25 protein-coding genes are annotated in these 22,454 nt (G+C 44.5%); 4 read left to right on the top strand and 21 right to left on the bottom strand.

From position 1 onward, the window contains the following. Nucleotide 1 precedes the first annotated feature (1 nt). Nucleotides 2–802, top strand: a complete 801-nt coding sequence (locus J3P40_RS03025) for an exodeoxyribonuclease III (protein ID WP_256002829.1) — start codon at nt 2–4, stop codon at nt 800–802. Between the two features lie 14 nt (nt 803–816). Here J3P40_RS03025 and J3P40_RS03020 read toward each other — a convergent pair whose 3' ends face one another. The 7 genes from J3P40_RS03020 to J3P40_RS02990 form a co-directional block, all read right to left on the bottom strand. Beyond that, nucleotides 817–1,380 carry a 5-formyltetrahydrofolate cyclo-ligase gene (locus J3P40_RS03020; protein WP_256002826.1) on the bottom strand — a complete coding sequence of 188 codons (564 nt, stop codon included), beginning with the start codon at nt 1,378–1,380 and terminating at the stop codon, nt 817–819. A gap of 271 nt (nt 1,381–1,651) precedes the next feature. Then, a complete protein-coding gene (gene efp / locus J3P40_RS03015) occupies nt 1,652–2,212 on the bottom strand; it encodes an elongation factor P (RefSeq protein WP_256002824.1) in 561 nt (186 codons plus the stop codon). Between the two features lie 117 nt (nt 2,213–2,329). After that, nucleotides 2,330–2,950 (bottom strand): ABC transporter ATP-binding protein, encoded by a 621-nt coding sequence (locus J3P40_RS03010; protein WP_256002822.1) that lies wholly within the window; start codon nt 2,948–2,950, stop codon nt 2,330–2,332. A gap of 5 nt (nt 2,951–2,955) precedes the next feature. Then, nucleotides 2,956–3,741, bottom strand: coding sequence for an acyl-ACP--UDP-N-acetylglucosamine O-acyltransferase (gene lpxA, locus J3P40_RS03005; RefSeq protein ID WP_256002819.1), 786 nt, complete (start codon nt 3,739–3,741; stop codon nt 2,956–2,958). Continuing rightward, nucleotides 3,738–5,150, bottom strand: coding sequence for a bifunctional UDP-3-O-[3-hydroxymyristoyl] N-acetylglucosamine deacetylase/3-hydroxyacyl-ACP dehydratase (locus tag J3P40_RS03000; RefSeq protein ID WP_256002816.1), 1,413 nt, complete (start codon nt 5,148–5,150; stop codon nt 3,738–3,740). The genes lpxA and J3P40_RS03000 overlap by 4 nt, the downstream gene beginning before the upstream one ends. 14 nt (nt 5,151–5,164) lie before the next feature. After that, nucleotides 5,165–6,223: a UDP-3-O-(3-hydroxymyristoyl)glucosamine N-acyltransferase gene (lpxD, locus tag J3P40_RS02995; RefSeq protein ID WP_256002797.1), complete on the bottom strand. Its 1,059-nt coding sequence runs from the start codon at nt 6,221–6,223 to the stop codon at nt 5,165–5,167. 50 nt (nt 6,224–6,273) lie between these two features. Further along, the gene (locus J3P40_RS02990) at nt 6,274–7,497 is read right to left on the bottom strand and encodes an HD domain-containing protein (RefSeq protein WP_256002795.1); all 1,224 of its coding nucleotides are present in this window, start codon (nt 7,495–7,497) and stop codon (nt 6,274–6,276) included. A 66-nt stretch (nt 7,498–7,563) separates the two neighbouring features. On the opposite strand from J3P40_RS02990, the gene porX reads away from it, so the two are divergent. Then, complete coding sequence (gene porX / locus J3P40_RS02985) at nt 7,564–9,117, top strand: T9SS response regulator signal transducer PorX (protein WP_256002793.1); 1,554 nt, start codon at nt 7,564–7,566, stop codon at nt 9,115–9,117. Between the two features lie 465 nt (nt 9,118–9,582). Here the strand turns inward: porX and J3P40_RS02980 are convergent, their stop codons facing one another. The 14 genes from J3P40_RS02980 to J3P40_RS02920 all read right to left on the bottom strand — a co-directional run bounded on the left by J3P40_RS02980 (nt 9,583) and on the right by J3P40_RS02920 (nt 20,546). Then, on the bottom strand, nt 9,583–10,737 hold the full coding sequence (locus J3P40_RS02980; protein ID WP_256002790.1) for an ATP-binding protein: 1,155 nt from the start codon (nt 10,735–10,737) through the stop codon (nt 9,583–9,585). 82 nt (nt 10,738–10,819) lie between these two features. Continuing rightward, a complete protein-coding gene (locus tag J3P40_RS02975) occupies nt 10,820–11,599 on the bottom strand; it encodes a hypothetical protein (protein WP_256002788.1) in 780 nt (259 codons plus the stop codon). A 227-nt stretch (nt 11,600–11,826) separates the two neighbouring features. Further along, nucleotides 11,827–12,531 (bottom strand): hypothetical protein, encoded by a 705-nt coding sequence (locus J3P40_RS02970; RefSeq protein ID WP_256002785.1) that lies wholly within the window; start codon nt 12,529–12,531, stop codon nt 11,827–11,829. Nucleotides 12,532–13,325: 794 nt separating this feature from the next. Further along, nucleotides 13,326–14,009: an Imm52 family immunity protein gene (locus J3P40_RS02965; protein ID WP_256002782.1), complete on the bottom strand. Its 684-nt coding sequence runs from the start codon at nt 14,007–14,009 to the stop codon at nt 13,326–13,328. Nucleotides 14,010–14,195: 186 nt separating this feature from the next. Continuing rightward, complete coding sequence (locus J3P40_RS02960; protein ID WP_256002780.1) at nt 14,196–14,642, bottom strand: DUF4304 domain-containing protein; 447 nt, start codon at nt 14,640–14,642, stop codon at nt 14,196–14,198. A gap of 1 nt (nt 14,643) precedes the next feature. Then, on the bottom strand, nt 14,644–14,982 hold the full coding sequence (locus J3P40_RS02955; RefSeq protein ID WP_256002777.1) for a hypothetical protein: 339 nt from the start codon (nt 14,980–14,982) through the stop codon (nt 14,644–14,646). A 254-nt stretch (nt 14,983–15,236) separates the two neighbouring features. Then, entirely contained in the window at nt 15,237–15,527 is a 291-nt protein-coding gene (locus J3P40_RS02950; RefSeq protein WP_256002774.1) for a colicin immunity domain-containing protein, read from the bottom strand. A gap of 8 nt (nt 15,528–15,535) precedes the next feature. Next, nucleotides 15,536–15,946, bottom strand: coding sequence for a hypothetical protein (locus J3P40_RS02945; protein ID WP_256002771.1), 411 nt, complete (start codon nt 15,944–15,946; stop codon nt 15,536–15,538). Nucleotides 15,947–16,005: 59 nt separating this feature from the next. Further along, the gene (locus tag J3P40_RS02940) at nt 16,006–16,779 is read right to left on the bottom strand and encodes an RHS repeat domain-containing protein (protein ID WP_256002768.1); all 774 of its coding nucleotides are present in this window, start codon (nt 16,777–16,779) and stop codon (nt 16,006–16,008) included. A 107-nt stretch (nt 16,780–16,886) separates the two neighbouring features. Further along, entirely contained in the window at nt 16,887–17,345 is a 459-nt protein-coding gene (locus tag J3P40_RS02935) for a hypothetical protein (protein WP_256002766.1), read from the bottom strand. Between the two features lie 853 nt (nt 17,346–18,198). Next, the gene (locus J3P40_RS02930; RefSeq protein ID WP_256002764.1) at nt 18,199–18,762 is read right to left on the bottom strand and encodes a PIN domain-containing protein; all 564 of its coding nucleotides are present in this window, start codon (nt 18,760–18,762) and stop codon (nt 18,199–18,201) included. Beyond that, nucleotides 18,752–19,198 (bottom strand): helix-turn-helix domain-containing protein, encoded by a 447-nt coding sequence (locus J3P40_RS02925; protein WP_256002761.1) that lies wholly within the window; start codon nt 19,196–19,198, stop codon nt 18,752–18,754. Before J3P40_RS02925 ends, J3P40_RS02930 begins: the two co-directional genes overlap by 11 nt. A 349-nt stretch (nt 19,199–19,547) precedes the next feature. Further along, nucleotides 19,548–19,721: a type II toxin-antitoxin system Phd/YefM family antitoxin gene (locus tag J3P40_RS17790; protein WP_370687707.1), complete on the bottom strand. Its 174-nt coding sequence runs from the start codon at nt 19,719–19,721 to the stop codon at nt 19,548–19,550. A gap of 18 nt (nt 19,722–19,739) precedes the next feature. Next, a complete protein-coding gene (locus J3P40_RS02920; RefSeq protein ID WP_256002758.1) occupies nt 19,740–20,546 on the bottom strand; it encodes a hypothetical protein in 807 nt (268 codons plus the stop codon). A 112-nt stretch (nt 20,547–20,658) separates the two neighbouring features. On the opposite strand from J3P40_RS02920, the gene J3P40_RS02915 reads away from it, so the two are divergent. Both J3P40_RS02915 and J3P40_RS02910 read left to right on the top strand, forming a co-directional pair. After that, the gene (locus J3P40_RS02915) at nt 20,659–21,600 is read left to right on the top strand and encodes an NADP-dependent oxidoreductase (protein WP_256002756.1); all 942 of its coding nucleotides are present in this window, start codon (nt 20,659–20,661) and stop codon (nt 21,598–21,600) included. A gap of 210 nt (nt 21,601–21,810) precedes the next feature. Further along, on the top strand, nt 21,811–22,443 hold the full coding sequence (locus J3P40_RS02910) for a DUF6266 family protein (protein ID WP_256002754.1): 633 nt from the start codon (nt 21,811–21,813) through the stop codon (nt 22,441–22,443). The last annotated feature ends 11 nt before the right edge of the window (nt 22,444–22,454 follow it).

Below are 22,454 nucleotides of genomic sequence, written 5' to 3'. Positions count from 1 at the left end.
CGTGAAAATCATATCATACAACATCAACGGCATCCGTTCCGCTTCTACTAAAAACTTTTTCGGCTGGCTTCAGGCTACCGATGCCGACATGGTATGCCTTCAGGAAGTAAAAGCACTGCCCACACAGATTCCGGAAATCATTGCCTTGATTGAACAACTAGGCTATCAGCACTTCTGGTTTCCAGCCGAAAAGAAGGGCTATAGTGGCGTAGCCATACTTACCCGTATTCCGCCAAACCACGTGCAGCTAGGATGCGGGGAGGAATGGATCGACAGGGAAGGGCGTGTTATCCGGGCCGATTTCGACGACTTTTCCCTGATGAGCCTTTATATGCCATCGGGATCCAGCGGAGAGGAACGTCAGATCAAGAAGTACGAGTTCATGCGCTTTTTCGACGGCTATATCGCCGAACTAAGAAAGACACATCCAAATCTTATTATATCGGGCGATTATAATATCTGTCATACCGCCATCGACATACATAACCCGAAAACAAACGCGAATTCCTCAGGCTTCCTGCCCGAAGAACGGGAATGGATGGAAACCTTTCTCTGCAACGGTTTTATAGATACTTTCAGGTATTTTAATAAAGATCCACATCACTATACCTGGTGGAGTTTCCGGGCAAATTCACGGGCAAAGAACCTCGGCTGGCGCATCGACTATCATCTGGCCTCCCAGCCGATGCTCAGTAAATTAAAACGGGTAACCATCCTGCCCGACGCGGTCCATTCCGACCATTGCCCGGTACTGTTAGAACTGGACCTCCAGGCCGAAGGGGGTACCCATGGCCCTCTCTGATCATCCAGGGGCGCTCAATCAAACGAGTACATGTGCTCCGGGGTAATGCAGCAATCCAGCCTGACATCATTCTCATGCACATCCTCAATTTCCTCAACCGGTCCAAAAAAGGAGACCCCCACTTTAAGGGTCTCAAGGCCGCTTAGGAAACGATCATAAAACCCCTTACCGTAGCCCGCGCGGTAGCCACGGCGATCGAAGGCAAGTAAAGGCACCAGTACCATACCCACGTCGCCCGTGTGCAAGGCCGATTTCTGCGGCTCCAGGATATTATAAAGATTTTTTTGCAAGTCCTCACGCCCAGCGTACACGTGGTTGGTCATTAAGGCAGAATCAAAGTCCGCCCGCGGCACAATAATCTTTACGTCCGGATGTTCCGCCTGTAACCATTCAATAAACAAAAAAGTATCCGGCTCGTTCTTCTCTGCAATTGGCAGAAAAACATGAAGCGTCTTTACCCCGGTAAAATCAAGCCTTTTAAACTGTTCCAGCAAACCCAAACTCAACTCGGCAACCTGCAGCTCCGACAACGCCTTACGCTGCCTCATAGCCTCCTTTCTGATCTCCGCTTTCTTCATGTAAAACATCATTATTCTCAACAAAGATATCAACAACCCCAGCAATAACATCACCCCTCATCCCGAAGACCGCATTTTTTAACTGAACCTTTCGCATTAAAATGATGTGTTGCTGAGCGGCCTAGGAAATTTTGTCCCGCGAAGCGGGCAAAAGATTCCAGCCTCGAAGGAGCACATCATTTTACAACCATAGGCACAAAAAAAAATAAGGCTTCGGGAACCACTCCGAAGCCTCAATCAACCTAAACCTAAAACTAAACTATGAAAATTCTTATTTTACTCTTTCTACGTAATCACCTGTACGGGTATCAATCTTAACCTTATCGCCCTGATTGATAAACATAGGCACTTTGATCTCTACGCCTGTCTCTACGGTCGCATACTTCAATGCATTTGTAGAAGTATCTCCTTTTACAGCAGGCTCAGAGTACGTTACTTCCAATTCCACATGAGAAGGCGTTTGCGCCATGATCGGCTCGTCACTTTCAAATGCGATGATCACGTTCATGCCTTCTTTCAAAAAGCGGACACTTTTACCGAACAATACCTTAGGGATATTGAACTGCTCAAACGTGTTGTTGTCCATCACCACCAATGCATCACCATCTTCGTATAAATACTGATAGTCATTGGTTTCTACACGACAAATTTCTACTTCTTCGTCAACACGAAACCTGTATTCAACCAGTTTACCGGTTTTCACGTTTCGCATTCTAGACTGATAAAAAGCGCGCAGGTTACCTGGTGTACGGTGGATAAATTCCTCAACCTGTACCAGTTCTCCGTTGAAGCGAAGGATGTTGCCGTTTTTTATATCTGATGCTTTTGCCATTTTCCTGAAATTGCGCCCATACTACCGGCCCTTTTTCGTGCCGCAAAGGTATAGACTATTTTTTAATTATACAATACCTATTTTAAAATTATTTTTAGCTCCTCTCAAAGATAAATCTTATCCCTTAAAATCCGCCATCTCAACAAAATGATTACAAAAGGAATATTCGTCTTCCTGATTAGATCCAACTACGACAAGCCTGTCTGAAGCAAACCTGCCGATCAGTTGTTGATACCATGCCAGTCCTTGCTTGTCTAAATTCGATGTCGGCTCGTCCAGAACAAGCACAGGCGTGTCCGAACACAAGGCCAGCACCAGCCTTGTGCGCTGCTTCATACCCGAAGAAAAATATTTAAGTGGCCTGCCCCGCGCACCGGAAAGCTCCAGTATCTCAAGCACAGATGCCTGGTCCAGGTCGGGATAATAACCCTTAAAACGAAAATGAAATTCGACGGTCTCTTCGAGCGTAAATTCCTCAATAAGGTCGAGGTAAGGCGCTGCAAAACTTACGTACCGGTAGAAATCCTCTATCCGCAAATCCTTTTGCTGATGCACATATTTCAGTTCGCCTTCCGACAAAGATAAACTGCCCAGAATCACGCTTAACAACGTAGACTTACCCGAGCCATTTGCACCGAGAACAGCATAAGACTGGCCAGACACAAAGCGATAAGATAAATTACGGAATACCCATTCCTGGTTAAACCTTCTACCCGCCCTGTCAAGCAAGATCTCCATGCGGTTTAGCTCCCCGAACCGAAGCCCTTCATCACCCCCCTGTTCGAGTTGCGAATAAAGTCAACGATCTCGTCGCGGATCTCCGTAGGCGCAAATTCTGCCTCTATCATATCCAGCGCCTTGGTCACATTGTTATGCTTTACAAAAAGCACCCGGTAAATCTCCTGAATCTCGTTGATTTTCTCAGATGAAAAGCCTCTTCTTCTTAAGCCCACAGAATTGATCCCGGCATAAGAAAGCGGCTCCCGCGCAGCCTTAACATAAGGAGGAACATCTTTACGAACCAAAGAACCGCCTGTAACGAAAGCATGGGCACCTACTTTTACAAACTGATGTATGGCCACAAGTCCGGCCAGAACCACATAGTTACCAATGGTAATATGCCCCGCCAAGGTTGTGCTGTTCGAAAAGATGCAGTAGTCGCCCACTTCGCAATCATGCGCAATGTGCGAGTAAGCCTGGATCAGGCAATTGCTCCCAATCACCGTCTTCCACTTATCCTTCGTCCCGCGGTTAATCGTTACACACTCCCGGATGGTCGTGTTATCACCTATCTCAGCCGTTGTTACTTCTCCGGCAAATTTAAGGTCCTGCGGAACGCCGGAAATAACCGACCCCGGGAACACCCGGCAATTCTTTCCGATCCGTGCGCCGTCCATGATCACCACATTAGAACCTATCCAGGTCCCCTCTCCGATCACCACATCCTTATGAATCACTGCAAAAGGCTCGATAACTACATTGTCAGCAATTTTAGCCTGCGGGTGTATATACGCTAATGGTTGTATCATGACGGAACTTCAGTGTCTTTAACTTTAACGATCTGCGCCATCATCTCGGCTTCTACCACAACTTTACCGGCTACCATTCCCACGCCCTTCATTTGGGCTATGCCCCTTCTGATAGGCTCCATCAAATCACATCTGAACACGATCGTATCTCCAGGAGAAACCTGGGCCCTGAAACGTACATTATCGATCTTTAAGAACAAGGTCAGGTAGTTTTCAGGATCAGGTACCGTGCTCAGCACCAGCACCCCGCCGGTCTGCGCCATAGCCTCAATCTGAATAACCCCGGGAAAAACCGGAGCGCCAGGGAAGTGCCCTTTAAAAAACTCCTCGTTCATAGTCACATTCTTCACCCCAACCACATGTGTTTTCGAGAGTTCGAGGATCTTATCGATAAACAAAAAGGGCTGTCTGTGCGGCAGAATATTCATGATCTGCACGGTGTCGTAAAGCGGCTTAACCGTTGGATCGTACACGTGCTGTACCTTCTTGTTCTTTTCTTTTTTAATAGCTGCTTTAATCTTCTTGGCAAAGGCAACGTTTGCGGCGTGACCAGGGCGCGCCGCCATGATATGGCCCTTCAGGTGAACCCCTACCAGCGCAAGATCGCCGATCATGTCGAGCAGCTTATGACGGGCCGGCTCGTTCTGATAACGCAGTTCCATATTGTTCAGGATACCTTGCGGCGCTACTTCCATGGCTGTGCGGTTAAAGATCGTAGCCAGGTGATCCAGCTCATCTTTGGTCACCTCCTTATCCACAATCACAATCGCATTGTTCAGGTCGCCCCCCTTAATTAAGTTGTTCTGCAACTGATACTCCAGTTCATGCAAAAAACAGAAAGTCCGACAGGAAGCGATCTCCTTTTTAAACTCTGCTATGCTTGTAATGCCAGCGTGCTGACTGCCAAGCACCGGCGAATTATAATCGATCATGCAGGTAAAGCGGTAATCGTCCAGCGGCATCGCCACAATCTCCACCTTCCTGTCGGCCTCGGTATAGGTAATATTATGCGGGATCTGGAAATACTCACGATCTACCGCCTGCAGTTGAGATCCTGCCGCCTCAAGCGCTTCAATAAACTGTATGGCGCTGCCATCCATAATCGGCGTTTCAGGCCCATCCAGCTTGATCAGCACATTATCCAGGTCCATACCCACTAAAGAAGCCATCACATGCTCCACCGTGCTTACGCTGGCCCCGTTCTGTGATATCGTCGTTCCTCTTGCGGTATCCGTTACGTTATCGCAATCCGCGTCAATAACCGGCTCTCCCGGCAAATCTATTCGTTGAAACTTAAAGCCGTGGTTTTCAGGTGCCGGACAAAACGTAAGTGTTACGTTTGCCCCTGTATGCAAGCCTACTCCCGTTACCGATACCTCGGTTTTTATCGTCTTTTGCTTAACATTCATGCTATTCTCTTGGTCTATTTTGTGTTCTTTAATGCGGTTAGCTCCTTAATTTTTGCCTCGAGCGCTGCAATCCTTTTTTCTACAGACGGAAGCTGTCTGAATATGACGGAAGCACGCATCCATTCGCGCAGCGGCTGCGCCGGACTACCGTGCCATTGTTTGTTTTCTTCTTCAATGTTGAAATTGATCCCCGCCTGGGCACCGATCTGTGTTCCCTTAGCCAAAGAAAGATGCCCTGCTATGCCCACCTGACCGCCAATCACCGCACGTTCACCTATTTTGGTACTGCCGGAGATTCCCGACTGGGCGGCAACCACTCCATGCGCACCGATATCCGCATTATGCGCCACCTGGATCAGGTTATCGAGCTTTACACCCTGCCGTATAAACGTAGAGCCCATCGTCGCACGATCGATCGTAGTGTTGGCACCAATCTCCACATCATCCTCCACCACCACATTGCCAATCTGGGCAATCTTGGTATAAGTACCATCGGCCTGGGGCGCGAAGCCGAAACCATCGCTCCCAATTACCGCATTCGCATGAATCAGCACGCGGTTTCCGACCACACAGTTATGATAAATTTTAGCGCCCGCATATAATGTACAATCCGAACCAACCTTCGTGCCCTGCCCGATATACACCTGCGAGTTGATCTTGGTATTGTCGCCGATCTCCGCATTCTCCGCGATATAAGAGAATGCCGCAACGTAAACATTGGCACCGATCTTAGCTGTTGGATGAATAAAAGACGGTTCCTCTATGCCACTCTGCAAACGCGACTGGTCTACCGCCTCATTGTAACGCTCCAGGAGCATGGAAAACGCACTATACGGATCCGCTACTTTTATCAGCGTACTCTTAACAGGCTGTGAGGGCACAAAGTCCCTGCTCACAATCACTGCCGAAGCACTTGTGCTATACAAAAAGTTCTCATAGCGCGGATTAGACAAGAAACACAGGGAGCCAGATTTACCGTCTTCAATCTTCGAAAGCTCACTCACTTTTGCATCTTCATCACCCTCAATGGTTCCGTCGATAAATTCGCTAATCTGCTTGGCAGTAAATTGCATTTTACAAAGTTAAATGTTAAATTGACATGAACAAATAAACTAACGGCGCGTTAAATCGACGCAGGATAGCATAAAATATACTTTCTAACGGTTTTATCGAGCGATTCGATATTCGACAGGTCGGAAGCTTTTGCAATATCAGTAGTTTGGTTATTTTTCATTAATATACTAATTCTTCCGCTTCCCGGATCGTAAGCCCTGTTGGTAATTACATCCGTAAACACAAAATATTCTGCCTCTTCGGCCGTCAGTCCCAGCTTTTCCATGGCCTGGTCACGGATATTCAGCACCCGCAGCGGATCGGGAGCCTTGTTGCTGATCTCCACCTTATACAGATTCCGGTTTATCATCATGCTGCATAAAGCCGACAGCACCTTGTCTTCATGCCCGCTCCAAACCTTCACCGCAGCAAAAATATCCTGGTCATCAAGCTTCAAAAACTCCTTCAAATGACTTTGATCCTTAAAAAAATCCGCACTGTTCAGGTTCCGGGTCAGGAAATAAGCCAGGGAAGGCGTAGCAAACAGTTCTGCACCTGAAACAGCCAGCAATTTCGCCCGCTTTAAGATCTGCACCAGCATCATCTCGCCCGAAACGACCGTTTTATGCAGATACACCTGCCAGTACATCAGTCGACGCGCCACCAGAAACTTTTCTATGGAATAAATCCCCTTCTCCTCAATAACCAGCTCATCATTAAGCACATTAAACATCTTGATGATCCGGTCGGAACTGATCACACCCTCGCTCACGCCCGTAAAAAAACTGTCCCTGTTCAGGTAGTCCATCCGGTCCAGATCCAGCTGACCAGAAACCAGCTGCGCAAGAAAAGGCTTGTGGTACTGCCCCTTAAAAATCTGAATAGCGCCGGTCAGCCTTCCCTCAAACTCCTCATTCAGCCGTTCCATCACCAGCATGGAAATAGCCTCGTGCCTGATGCCATGCACAAGCGAGTGCTCCAGGGCATGCGAAAAAGGACCGTGACCAATATCATGCAGCAAAATCGCCACCGTAGCGGCCTCTTCTTCCCCGGCGGTGATGTGCTGACCTTTATTCCGCAGCACCTCAATAGCCAAACCCATCAGGTGCATGGCGCCAAGGGCGTGATGAAACCGTGTGTGCAGTGCGCCAGGGTAAACCAGATGCGTCATGCCCAACTGTTTTATATATCTAAGCCGCTGAAAATAAGGATGAGAAATCAGGTCGAAGACGAAAGCTGAAGGTATATTAATGAACCCGTAAACCGGATCATTTATAATTTTCTTTTTGTTCAATAGGTGAAATAAATTTATACGGTACAAAAATTGCTATTTTTATTCACAACTCAAACTATCCGATACATGCAGGAGACCAAGATTCTATGGGCCGATGACGAAATTAACCTGTTAAAGCCGCACATCCTTCTTTTAAACGAGAAAGGCTATCAGGTAACCACCTTTACAAACGGCAACGACGCCCTCGAAGCATTTGGCAAAGAACATTTCGACCTCGTGTTTCTCGATGAAAACATGCCCGGATTAAGCGGCCTTGAAACGCTGACGGCCATAAAGAACCTGAATAATGATATCCCGGTAGTCCTCATTACCAAGAGCGAAGAAGAAAACCTGATGGAAGATGCCATCGGCTCCAAGATAGATGATTACCTTATTAAGCCGGTAAACCCCAAGCAGGTATTGCTCACCATCAAGAAGCTGATCGACAATAAGCGCCTCGTTAGCGAGCGCACCTCGATGGCCTATCAGCAGGATTTCAGGCGACTGGGCATGACCTTAAACGACAAGCTTACCTACGAGGAATGGGTTGATGTGTACAAAAAACTGGTATTCTGGGAACTTGAGCTCGAAAAGCTCGACGACCCGCAGATGCACGAAATCCTCACCATGCAGAAATCGGAGGCCAATGCGCAGTTTTCCAAGTTCATAGAAGACCACTACTTAGGCTGGGTAAACGGTCAGGATCAGGCCCCTTTACTGTCCAACGAGCTGCTCAAGAAAAAGGTGTTCCCGCTCATCAACAGTACCACACCTACCTTCTTTATCCTGATAGACAACCTTCGGTACGACCAGTGGCGCATCATAAACCCGCTCATCACCGAATATTTCCGGCTGGAAGAAGAAGACATTTACTCCAGCATCCTGCCCACGGCAACGCAATACGCTCGGAACGCTATTTTTTCGGGGCTTATGCCGCTGGAGATGGAAAAACGCTTCCCGGGGCTTTGGCAAAACGACGACGATGAAGGCGGCAAAAACATGCACGAAGAAGCATTTTTGGCCGACCAGATCAAGCGCAGCTTGCGAAAAGACTGCAAGTTCAGCTACCATAAAATCCTGACCTACGACGATGGCCGGGCACTTAACGACCAGCTGAACAACCTGCTTAAAAACGAATTCAACGCCATTGTGTACAACTTTGTCGACATGCTTTCCCATGCACGTACCGACATGCAGATGATCCGCGAGCTGGCCAACGACGATGCCGCATACCGCTCCCTCACCCTGTCATGGTTTGAACATTCCCCGCTGTACGACCTGCTGAAACGCCTGTCGCAGAAAAACGTCAAGGTTGTCATCACCACCGACCACGGCACCATCCGGGTAAAAAACCCAAGCAAGGTGATCGGCGATCGTAACACAAACACCAACCTGCGCTACAAGCAAGGCCGCAATCTGAACTATAACGCCAAAGAAGTCTTCCTGATCAAAAACCCGCACGAAGCCCACCTGCCCAAAATCAACATCAGCTCCAACTATATCTTTGCCAAGGAAGACAAATACTTCGTGTACCAGAACAATTACAACCAGTTCGTCAACTATTACAACGAAACCTTCCAGCACGGAGGCATTTCCCTGGAAGAGATGATCATACCTATTGTAACATATACGACGAGGTGATATGAGGCTTGTACTCGAATCGTTATATAAGTCGATTTTCAATTATTGGGTTAGAAAAAATGGCTATACATCACTAACTCCAACACTCGCTTCTATCTGTTCGACATTAGTTCTACTTATACTCTTCTTCGACATTTTGTTTCTGATTAACATTTTTGAAGATAATATAATCCGGTTTAATGTAAATAAAGGCATCTTGTGGCTCAGCATTTTATTGGCAGTATTATTAAATCATGTTCTATATTTCGATATTTTAAGAATACCAAAAGCTGGAAAAACCAATGATTTATTATTCGAAGTAGACGATCGGAAATCTGGCCGAATACTAAAGTTTGTGGTGATTAACACGATCGTCTTCGTAGTACTTGTATTTACCTCTATATTTGTATCCTACGCTCGGTCTTAGCGGATCAGCGGGCATCATTGACCCTCTTACTCTATAACCGTTTTGAAGACCGGAGTCAGCTATATTAAAGTAGACAACAACTCCCTTAATCCGATTACAGTAATGTTATGCGCCGTAGGATAGCTTTCCCCTTCAGGAACGACAATGTAGCTCCGGTCTGGCTGAAGGTCATCAATACAGCTTAAGAAGCCTCTTGACACAGACGGAACGTTCGACAGCTTAATTTCTATACACACCACCGGTCTGATGCCGTCAACCAAAACTAAATCACATTCTGCTCCCGCCTGAGTGCGGTAAAAGAACAGGTCGAGGTGAGCCGGCTTAGTCTGATAGATTTGCTCCACTACATAGCCCTCCCACGAGCTGCCCGCTACCGGATGGCCCAGCAACGCATCGAAAGAAGGAATATTTAGCAATCTGTGCAAAATACCCGTATCACGAATATATGTTTTAGGAGATTTGACCAGCCGCTTTTTTGCGTTAACAAACCAAGGCTGTAATCTCCTCACCATGTAACCTCCTTCCAGAAAATCCAGATACTTCATCACCGTGGTTGCGCTTACACCCAGCGAACGCGCAAACACCTCAGCATTTAACAAGTTTCCATTAGAGTGCGCTAGCATACTCCAAAAATTACGCAGGGTAACGGGCGACAAAGCCACACCAAACAACATCGCCAGATCCCTTTCCACATAACTCCGGATAAAGTCATTCAGCCACGCTTTACTATTCTCGTCATCAACTGCAAGCAACGCCTCAGGAAATCCCCCTTTGAACCAATGTTCTCTATGGTTGAACTCGTTCTCTAGCTCTGTAATGCCAACCGGAGTAAGCTCCCTGTACGATATACGACCCGCCAGCGACTCCGACACTCCTCTCACCAATAGCGGCGATGCAGAGCCCAAAAGAACAAACCTCCCAGGTTTCCTATTGGCATCAATCAGCGGACGAAGTATGGAAAATAAAGATGGCATCAGTTGTATCTCGTCTATAATTACCAGCGAATCCTCATACTGGCTCAGATAAGCATACGCGTCGGCCAGCCTGGCCTGATCTGCAGGGTTCTCCATATCGAGATAAACATACTGCCCGTCATCCGAAGCCAGGTTTTTAGCCAAAGTAGTTTTACCCGCCTGCCGCGGACCTAAGATCGCCACAGCAGGGGATTGACTTATTCTCTTTTTAATTTCCGCCTCAAGATTCCTCTTAATCATGATTCAAAGATACCGATTAACCTAGTAAATCCCAACTTTAAGTTTGGATTTACTAGGTCGGCATATTAGAAGAACTTTATGGTCAATACTCATAGATATGCTCAGACTTAACACCACCCGGTGTAAGCATCGACAGACATCTCACCGGGAAACCAGCTTTATTGTACGTATATTGGTTAGTAGTTAACATATCCATATATCCCGCACCCTGCCTGGTTACATTGTTCGGAAGGAAATAACCGACGGCATTAAAGCTAAACGCGTACCCCTTCATCTGTTCATACTCAAAATGTATTAGCGAGACATATGGTAACCCGCGTAGCGGATTCCTCTTGTCGTCCAGTTCAACATCCTGCATCATGTCTGTCGTCGAAACAGGCGGCATTCCCGTACCATCTTCCAGGTAAGCACCCTTGGGCAGTACCGTCGTTACCTTTGGAATCTCCCCTGAGCTGTAATCGAACTCATAAACAAACTTTCTCGCTGCCTGCGTTGCTTCCACCATTTCAACACGAACTAGCCTGTCGCCGGCATGAACAAAGCTGGTTTCCAATATTAATCTTGCCGCCTTACCTGAAAACTGCTCATAGGTTTGGGCCGCTGCTATCTTTCCGGATGCATATTGGTAATCTGTATACGCATTAATCTGACTGTTCTGGTAGTGCTTTGTTTGCATAAGCAACCCACTCCGGTCATATAGAAACACTATTTTCCTGGAAATCTGCCCCTCCACAGTGGCAATCGACTTTAACCTTGTGTCCGCATTTGCCGGATTATCTTTCTTGCAAGAAGTTAAGGCAGCCGCTATAAGGAGATAAAAAATAAACGGTGATATTAGATTGAGACGTTTAGATGGTTTCATTGATATTGAGAAGTTTCGTGCTAATGTATTAAAATATATGCCTCATGTAAAGAAAAGTCGATTTTCTTTACATGATAAGTGTTTCATGTAAAAGTTCTGTGCATGACACGCTTTATCGCGTTCTAAATGTGCCTCTGCTTACTTTTCGCTAACACCATTGCCTAAATCTTTTTTTCATATACATTAATTCAGATGAGACTAATGTAAATAAAGAAACCAATATCACTTTACTGAACCTGCTCTAACTCACTTACTAGTTCCGCAAGCGCTCCCAAATACATGGCCTCTTCAGAAAGCGGCGCATCTCCAAAAGAATTAAGAAAAGAGTTTATCTCTGCTACAAGCGGCTTCACACTACCAACGATCTCTTGGATCTTTACCTTAGACAAGGTCTCCACTAACTCTGTTCGCAGATTATCATCTATAGCGTTCAATTTCATCGCCAACTTGACGAGTGGCTGTAGCCGGTTTGGCACTCGCATCTCGCTAAGTGCGACAGCCCGGTCGTGTAAAAACAGATCAGCATGCGAATCAAGCATCTCAGAAAACCCTTCGGCAATGCTCAATACATCCCTGTTCAGCTCTAACAACCCGCACATGCGATTACGATATACATAGACTGCCTCCGCCTCGGTCAGTTTTAGCAGAGACAGCAGGTTTCCGAAAACGGACCAAAATTGAAGGAACTGATCTTTCGCTTTATGCATATCTAAGGACGAAACATATACATCGTACAAGCATTCAGTCTGCTGAAGCTTTCTGTTTATTGGAATAATAACATCCGGCCGACCGATAGCCAACACGAACTTACTGTCAAGATCAAGATAAAATTCAAGTAGATCATCATATTCATTAATCTGTAATCGGTGTCCTCTAAAGTCAGTGGCAACGATGCTTTTTAGCGACACCCGTTCAATGTTCGGATTTATCAAATGTTGGGACTTGATCCTTAGTCCTGTATTAGCTGAGATTGTCTTTAGGGCTTGCGATATCATTACATAAAGATATCCATTTAAATGACCTTTCTTGTTAAAAGAGTTGTACGAGATTCACCGACGCTGCGCACACAGACATCCGACCTTGAAAAACCGCATCAATCAATAAAAGAATGCTTATATATGGTCTCAGGTTTCAATCTAACCGTTCTTACACTATTTTGAAGAGTCAGCTTACCAGGTTCTTTTTTAACAGGATTTTCCGATTTATCTGGATCATAGTAATCCTTCCAATTCGGTGGATGGGGATATGTTATCGATAAAAAATATCCGAACTCTCGCTTCGGCGCCCAAAATGTCTTGTCGATATATCTTTTCCCACCGATCTTTGTTGTTACTCGAACAGTCGAATTTAAACTATAATCAATACAAAACTTCCTGTATACGCTTACGGAATTTGAACTATCAGCTTTGTACCAGAATATTCTTTCTTGGTCGACATACAAGCTTACCTCTTCCGCTCTGTATAATTTGGCCACAATCAACACTAAATTAGAACAAGTGTCTGATTGCTCATAAGTTTCACTTGACGTGTCGGTACAACCAGCTATGGTTAGCACAACAGTCATTAAAGTCCAACCGGATATCTTCATAGCTAAATGTTAGACTGTGGAATCATTGCATACCTCATCAATCAACCATGGAATTCTTTCAATATTCATAGTTAATTATCTTGGTAAATTATATTTCTCTATAACGGATTTATCAGCCTTAGTGAGATTCATTAACTATTAGAACGAGGTCTTCAATATCTTCAAGTCGTTGATCAAATCATAGTCATTAGCCAATCCCGTATCAGTTCTTAAGTAAAAAAGATGACCTCCTTTATAGCTTGAGTCATGAATTATTTTATGACTTAGCGTTGGATTTTTAATTAATTGTCTTTTGTAAGTAACCCACCCAACCTCATTAACCACATCAAGTTCCTCTTGTAATCTTCTTGAATTCAAAACTAAAATATCTGGATTGAAATTTTCAACTACGAGATCAATAATTTGACGAACTTTAGGTAGTCCGAGTAATCTCTGTTTAGCTTCACCTTCAGAAGGGAACTTAATCAAAATATTATTGCCTAAACGTGGGGAGCTACAGCCAACGTTGAAGGATACAGAACTAGATTCATAATCACTTTGACCATTCCATAAGCCTAACCTATATCCAATTGAATTATATCCTTCCCAATCAAGATCATTTTTTTTTACCCGTAGTAAAAAAAGGCGATGCAATTCATTTTGACGTATAACAACTTGTTTTTCTAATGCTTGCTTTCTACTATTACCTAATTCATAATAATATTGAAATTGATTGTCAATTACACTAAGTCCTTGTAGAACATTAAGAGCAGGTTGTAGTATTTCCTCGAGCTTCTGCTTTCTGTTTGTCCAATATGCTCCTATATAAAACACGTCATTCATAAAATTCTAGTTTTACATCACCAAAAGCTCAAAACACAATCTTCAACAACGTTTTAAAGTAGGCTTGGATTCCTTTTGATAAATTCTTCTTACATATCTACACTCTGTGCTAAAATGCTAATTTATACTTAACTACCCTAGACTGCCCAATACTAAGATGACATTATTTTTTTAAGCTTAATTGTTTCAAGTCTCTAGCAATTCCAACTGCTCTTTTATGACTGGCAGCAAAAATAGCTTTCCGGTGCTAGCCATCTCCTTAGTTTTTTTTCTTGACAATGCAACATCTGCTAGCGGATTGATTAAACTCTGAAAAAGCTTTTGTATTTCTAAACTAGTATGCGCTTTATCGTTATGTATTTCGAGGTCCAATGCACTATTATCATTCACTTGTTTTGAAATATGTCCCGCCGCACTTTTAGCAAGCTCCTTACTTTTACTATAACTTCTACCAAATACACCCTTTATGTAGCCCTTAATGTTTAAATAGTAACTATTAGAATAACTGGATTTTTGTAATTCAAGAACAACAGTACCGTCATCACTCTCCTTAAACCAGGCGCCATATGCCTTCACAAAGCCGTTTTCTTTGGCTAATAAATCAAAAATTTCCTTTAATTCTTTACTGTCCATTCTAATATGTGTCTAATACAGTTTTCCAATTAATGCCTTCAAAATGCGGATACTTTTCAAGCATTTCCGGAGATTGTAGTTCTTGAAGATACATCTTTAATTGATTCCTCCCTGCTTTGATAGCTCTTGGATTGTTAGGCTTTAGTTCATAAATCACACCATTTTCGATATCCAGAAAGTCTATCCTCTTTCCAGAGAGCAGTCTAAATTCTTTAAACCCTTCTTCACCCACTTTATAAAGCTTATGCATCTTTTTGCCTAGCGCAGTAGCCGCTGTCTCTCCGTTCTTGGCAACATTCTCAACTAACTTCTCCGCCGCTTCCCCAACAATCTTTTTCAATGCCGGACCGCCAGCCGAAACAACCTTTCCCGCTATCTTACCACCAACAGCATCAGCCGCACCAAAATAGTAAATTAGGCGTATCCAATTCTACTCCAAGTTCACTTTCGGAATCACAGAAGGAAAACCTGCGCAGCGTTGCACTTTCCGCTTCCCAGACCGGTAGCACTTTTATTAGCGCTAGCAGCAAAGTAATCCAATGAGGTCGAAGAACTGGAAGCTACAAAGTCCCGCTGATTGGTGGGACTCTGTAGCTATATAAGGCTTAGTTTCTCTCTTACATCGATAGCCTTTTTCCGTAATTCTTCTACAGTGGAAAAAGCATTAATATCTAACTCATGATCACTTTCAAACTCCGAAAATCTGCTTACAACTAAATCTAATTCATAAAACATCTTTCTTTCAATATCTGTTAATTCTTCATTGTTAAGCTCTAGGCTGTAACTATAATAGAATTCATCGCAAAAAGTCCGCTCATCTATCTCATTATTAAGATATTTATTGATAAGCCAATACAATCGCCTTTTATCGCTTTTTTCGTACATAACAATTCTTACTTTGGCGTGAAATATTTAAAATGCCAAATGTCATTTGTTGTCTTATCATAAAGAACTTCAAGATTATATGGGACATTATTCTTAAACATCTCTATAGTATGCATTAATGCTCTTGACCCTCTAGGATCCGCAAGTCCCGGTGCCCCTTCAATTGCCTCTTTAAGTATCTGAACAGGAACTGCTCTACCCGGATTTGCCATATGCCTTGCAGCGGTAGCGCCAAAATTAAAAATTTCTGCCCCTGTCTTAGCAGCAATATTCTCCGCCAGGCCAGCCATAAATTCTGTCCTTCTACCTGCCTGCCCCAAAAGGAACGTTGTCCCGCTCTCCGCCGCACCAACAGCCCCTGAAGCTACAATTGCACTTACTGTCGCTATCCCTTCCGCTGTATTCAATACCGGCATCATCTCGCAAACGGCCTCCTGAATCGTTGGCCCCTCAGGTTGGGGTGTCGGGGTCCAGGTTACTAACGTATGGTACCGTCAGCATTGAATTTGTAGGTATATCCTTCTTTCGTTGTTCCTTCTGCAGTCTTACCAGCATATCTTTCGCCTTCCTTGAGGTCAACATCGTCTTCACTGGTAACGTCATCTCGCCAACGCATTTTATTATCTGCTCCCCAAACCCAGTCATAAGGCATCATACCATCCGGATCAATAAACCTCACCGGATTGTCAAAGGCATAGTTATACGGGGAATGCCTCCGCATCTTGTCAGCCATTGGGTCGATCACATGCCATCTGCCTATCACCGGGTCATAGAACCTTGCACCATAATCCAGCAGTTTCTCGTGCTCCTGCTTCTCCTTACCGTTGTAAGTGTAAAGGTTCTTAGGGCTTGGAACCAACCGGTCTATCTCTTTACCAAAAGGATAGTAGTCAAGTTCCTGGATTTTCACCGCAGCATTGCTGCCATCTATCTCAAAGTACACACGGCCATTACCAAGGTGGTCTGTCAGCAGGTATTCATATTTGTAAGTGTTGGTGCCGGTTCTTCTTACCCTGCCCTCCCCCGTATTTACAAACTGTAATACACCACCCTCGTAATGGATACCACTAATATACTCATTATTTAAGGTTGCGCTACCGCTGACCGATTTTTTTAGCTTTTCCCCATTGCCGCTGTAAGTATGGGTGCTAACCGCACCATTCGCGTTGATATTAGTTGGCAGGTTGAGATGGTTGTAAGCCATATCATACATGTTGTTACCTGCGCTTGTGGTATTAATCCTGGTTGTCATGTTCCCGTTGCCGTCGTAGCCATATGTGGTCGTTCCGGGGTAATGTGTGCCTGAAAGACAAGACCCTCTAAATTAAGGGTCTTGTTATATCTCATTATTTTATGATATCAATTAGAAGATGGCATTGGCATATCTGATGACATGGCCGATGGCCTTCTTTTAGGCACACAATAATAGTCATCATTTTTATATGCTTTTGCTCGAAGCCCCCTAAACTCCTCGCCGTCCAGGGAAACGTATGATACTCTGATCGTTTTGAACCTTTCACCTACATTATAGGCGACCTCTCTGTCGAAATAAAGGGTCAAGCTATCATTTTTGAAACTATATATAAATGGCTCCAGGCCTTCTATAGTTCCAGCAGTATCGGTTCGCTCACTAAGCTTATTTAGATCAGTTGAAACAGCGGAAAGTTGGTGGTCATCTGTTACTCCCCAATTCAAGGTATTAACGTAAATTACCTCCCCCTTGCTCGAAGTGAGCGCTTGGCTAGTGAAGGAGTCTCCAAAGTCTGACGAGCAACCTTGAAGAACCAAAAATACAAAACCGAATATCGGTGTTCTCATATTCTATCAAAGTTCATAATATTTATCGAAAATAATCCCAACTTTTTCTGAAAGTGGGTATGTCGGCAACTGGTCGGATTCCGTAGACGAGCTATAGCAGGATGAGACACCTGCAAGTGTTGCTGAAATACTCATTCATAGTAATATCAACGCCTATAAAACTCGTCAAATTTTAAACAGTCCACATCAATCTCCCCTTTATTCAATATAGCTCTTGAGGCGAAAATTGTTAGTGGTGATATCATTGCGGAATTTTCAGACTCGTATCTACGTATTGTATTGGTATCCCAGGCCTGTACCAACTTTAATGTCTCCGCGTCAAAAAAAGATATGTTACTAAAAGTGAGCCTATCCTTAAAACATTCATATGAAATAGCCTTTCTGCTATTCCAAATCCTACCATAGGATGTACCAGTTTCTAAATCGTATGTCTCAATAAAAAAAACGGTATCGCATTGGCCAATAAAATTCAAGCTATCCTTAGCGATTAGCTTGTTTCGAATATTCTCATAAAGAGCTATGCCGCTTCTTCTTTCAATTAGCTTTCTTTCCAATTGTCTCTCTGTGATTTTTGAAGAGACATTAAGGATAGCTCTGGTCTGCGCGAGTAAAGTATTAATTTTAAACAACATAACTAATACCACAAACAGAAACTTCTTAATCATATTCAATACATTTTTTAGTACGTAAAATCCTATAGTTACCTCTATGCCGTTTCGCATTATGCACGCATAACAGCATCACCACATTCTGTTCAGTAAACGCATTGTGGCTCCCTTAAGCCCATTTTCTCTCTATTGGTTATCACATTCTGTGATTTCCAATCCGACAATTCCTCACTGCGCTGTGTCGGTTACAATAGCGCATGGAGATAATCTGCTGTATTTTTTAATCCGTTTCTTCGTAGGCTTTCCAGTACCTGATATTCATCCATTGCAGGATTTCTCCGGTTGAGTACCATCTCTTTAAAAGCTTCTATTGCTTGCTCTTGATTCAAGTCGATGATATCTGTCAGAAAATCATCAGCGCTCTTAGCCTTCAATCCAAAGGTAGTAAGATAATCATCGGGAAAATCTTTGAGGTTGTTCGTGACAATAACATTCGCATTAGTCTTAATTGCCGCAGCAAGCACATGACGATCCTCTTCGTCCGGAAGCTTTAAGTCTATTATTAGACCGTCGTAGTTTAAAACCATCGCATCTGGAAACGCCGCATTAGCCTTTTGCACACGTTTCACCGCTTCAGATTCACCTACTCCTTTTCTGATCATCACATGCATCCACTCACTAAAAATATTCGCACTCCATTTTGGGGTATAAAGTTCATAATGTGCAAACCAGAACAGCAAATCTCTGATCACTACCGGGAACATTACGTTAGTATCCAGAACGGCTTTAAACCGGACGCTATGAATCATACAAGCCTATCTCTTCATCAAAGCCCATAATATCAATAAGATGAGTCTTCTGATCTTTCTTCATCTTTTGCTTATATGCCAACACATCCTCAAGCATAATTCTGCGATGTCTCCCAACTTTGACAAAATCAATTTTACCTTCTTCAAGAAGCTTAACAAGATAAGGTCTCGAACACCCAAGTATTTCAGCGGCTTTTTGTGTCGTCACTTCAGTTGCCAGAGGAACGATAGAAATCGGCTTACCTTCACTCATCGCCTTAAGAATTTCTCCCAAAAGCTCAAGTGCTCTATACGGGATTTTAATCCGTTCCTTTGTCTCCTCGATCTCAATCTCGGTTTGCTCCCCGCTAATATGTGATAGCACGGAAGACAGCGTTGGATATGATTCAATAGCCATCTTCTGTTCCAGCTTAGAAGGCCTCCGTATTTGTTCCATAATTAATAAGATTTATGCACAAAAATAAACGAAATAAACGAAACAAACAAAATAGACGAAACACGATTATATTAACAACGATCTAAAATGCCAGTCGTTGCTTCTATAAAATGGGCACAATGAGAAAATTAACTTCGTATATACCAGCGCCCTTTATAATGCTTAAATCCTAAGAACTTCCCATGTTTAAAGAATCCCTGACCGTGAAAGGGGGGTTCTTTTAATTTCTCTTGGTAACGCTCTGATTCTGTGCTCGGCATCTTCATCATTCCATCCAATACTCAAAATCTTCCCAGGCTTCGGGAGTAAAAACGATATTCATGCTCAGTCTTTCACGTGAGTTTCATCTTCAGGAATAAATAATTTTCGCACTCCCTTGATTTAGACGCTCAATAGACTGTTCAAGACGTCTACGATTGGCTTCAGTGGACATCAAATGTGATGTTTCAATAAGCGAATTGTATTCTTCAGTGGAGATCACTAAGACAGCGTCATTCTCACTATTATTAGCTATTACTTTCATAATTAAGTTTTCAATGGCTCACTCCCCATAATCAAACATCACCTCGAGTCTTGACGCTGTTGCCGCATTGCCAGTCGTCACACGCTTAACCGGCAATCCTACCGCATTGTAACTGTACTGACTTGTTCTTAATTCACCCCAATCCATTTTCTGGCTCGTCAAGTTATTCGGGAGAAAGAAGGCTCTATAATCGAAATCACAGGAAATCTGCTTGAAAACGCCCACACTATAGGTAACAGACAGGACTGGTATTCCTTGGAGCGGATTCTGCTTGTCGTCGAATATACAGTCTTGCTTAATATCAGCAGCCAGAGGAGGCAGGGTCATCCATTCACTTGAATCGTCCTCTTCGCTTCCCGGGTGTGTCCAGTAGTCAGGTATACCATTTCTGTGAACCCTTCGTGTCACCCGCAGCGTATCACCTAAGCTATAATCAAACACGTATGCAAACTTCTTTAACGCAGCTGGAACGTCCGAGATCTCCACACGGGAGAGCCTGTCGCCCTCGTGGCTGAAGTTCGCCTGGGCACATAACCTTACGGCGCCGTCTGTCAATTGCTCATAAGTCTTGGCGGCGGTTATCTTGCCGGCCGAATACTCGTAATCCGTGTAAACTTCAATACTACCATTTTTATACTGCCTTGTTTGTTTCAGCAGCCCTTTGTCATCAAAATAAAACTCCGTTTTGCGGGATACCTCAGCCTCAACGGTCGTGATCGATTTGATCCTGTGCTGGGATTTTTGCGGATTATCTTTCTTGCATGAGGAAAGGCTGGTGCCAATCAGCACTGTCAGAACCAGCGTTAATACTTGTAATGTTCTCATAAGAGCCTGAGCGTTTGTTTTTCGTCCCACTAATGTAATTAGAAAACTTTGACAAAAACAACCATTTAAAACACTGAAATTAACGCCACTTTTGTACAAATCAACTCCGCAAATGATGAAAGCCATTATACTTAAAGAACCTGGCGAGGCCGGGCAACTGGAATACACCGACCTTCCTGTACCCACAATTGTGCAGGGCGAGGTCCTGATCAGGGTAAAAGCGATCAGCATTAACCCTGTCGACGTGAAAACGCGTGCTGGCAAGGGTGTTTATGGGCGCATCAAAGCTGAGCAGCCCTTGGTTATAGGCTGGGACGTTTCGGGCGTGGTGGAAGAAAGTCTGAGCGACTTGTTTAAGGCTGGCGATGAGGTGTTTGGGATGGTCGACTTCCCCGGCCACGGCAAGGTTTATGCTGAGTATGTAGCTGCACCTGCTGCTCAACTGGCACTGAAGCCGGCAAATGTTTCGCACGGAGAGGCCGCAGCTGCCACGCTGGTGGCGCTTACAGCATGGCAGGCGCTGGTTAAGAATGCCAAGGTTCAGCAAGGGCAAAAAGTGCTGATTCATGCGGCATCGGGTGGCGTCGGTCATATCGCGGTGCAGATTGCCAAACATCTGGGTGCTTTAGTCACCGGAACTTCCTCCGCAAAAAACAAAGACTTTGTGCTGTCGCTTGGGGCCGACGAGCATATTGATTATACCGATTACAACTGGAGTGCACATCCGCGTGAGTACGATTTTGTACTGGATACCATTGGCGGCGAAAACATCGATCACTCGCTCGAAGTAACCAAAGAAGGTGGCACCCTGATCAGCATTCCATCCGGACTTAATGAGCAGGTGACGGACAAGGCAAAATCGAAAGGTGTGAACGGCTACTTCTTCCTGGTGCAATCGAACGGCGAAGACATGAAACACATTGCTGATCTTCTTGAAAAAGGCGTGATCAAGCCGCATGTATCGCAAACTTTCTCATTCGGGCAAATGGCCGAGGCTCACCGGCAGGTGGAAAGCGGAAGAACGGTCGGAAAAGCAATTGTAGCCCTTCCCTGATTTAGCCTGTTAGTTAATCAGCAAGATGCCACTTCGTCTGTGCATGAAAGCTAAATAACAGGGGGAAAACAGGGGCTTAACAGGGGCATAGCCCGGATCAAACATAGCCAAATTCGGGTAAGGTCCGGGTTAATCCTTTATAAACTATGTATTAAAATTTTGTTTTCATGCCACTATTCCTTAACTTAGTATAAACCAAGTATCAACGATATGGCAAGAATAAAAAAAGGAATTTTAGGCCCGTTCAGTGGCACAATTGGCACGGCAGTGGGGTATGAATTGAAGGGACAAGGCGTTATGCGCTCCCGACCAAGGGTAAACAAAAAAAGGAAAGTTTCAGATCCCGAGCAATCCAACAGGGATTGGTTTAAGGTGCTCCAGCATTGGCTGCAGCCGATCACGCCATTTCTCAGGATCGGCTTTAAAAACTATGCCGAGACATTCGAGGGTTTTTTAGGCGCTAAATCGTACAACAGTAAAGTTGCCAGAGGCGGTGAATACCCGGAGATATGGGTTGATCCGGCCAAGGCATTGGTTAGCTACGGACATTTGAGTCAGGCCGATCAGGCCGGGGCAGACTGCGCGAAACCTAATACGATTACGGTCAACTGGAGCGGAGGCGAACAGGTAGCCATGGAGAAAGCCATGATTTTACTGTACAATATCGAGAACAGGCATGCTTACATAGACACAGCCGCAGCATGGAGGGCCAAAGGCACATTTGATTTTGAGCTGAGTCCGACCGATGTGGGCAGGGTGTTTCATGTTTATCTTGCTTTCGTTACGATCGATCAAACGCACCAAAGCAATAGTCAGTACCTTGGCGCGGTAACCCTGCAATAGATAGCGCGTTA

This window comes from Pedobacter deserti, from assembly GCF_024436415.1.
Taxonomy (GTDB): Bacteria; Bacteroidota; Bacteroidia; order Sphingobacteriales; family Sphingobacteriaceae; genus Pedobacter; species Pedobacter faecalis.
This window is presented reverse-complemented; position numbering and strand designations above follow the sequence as displayed.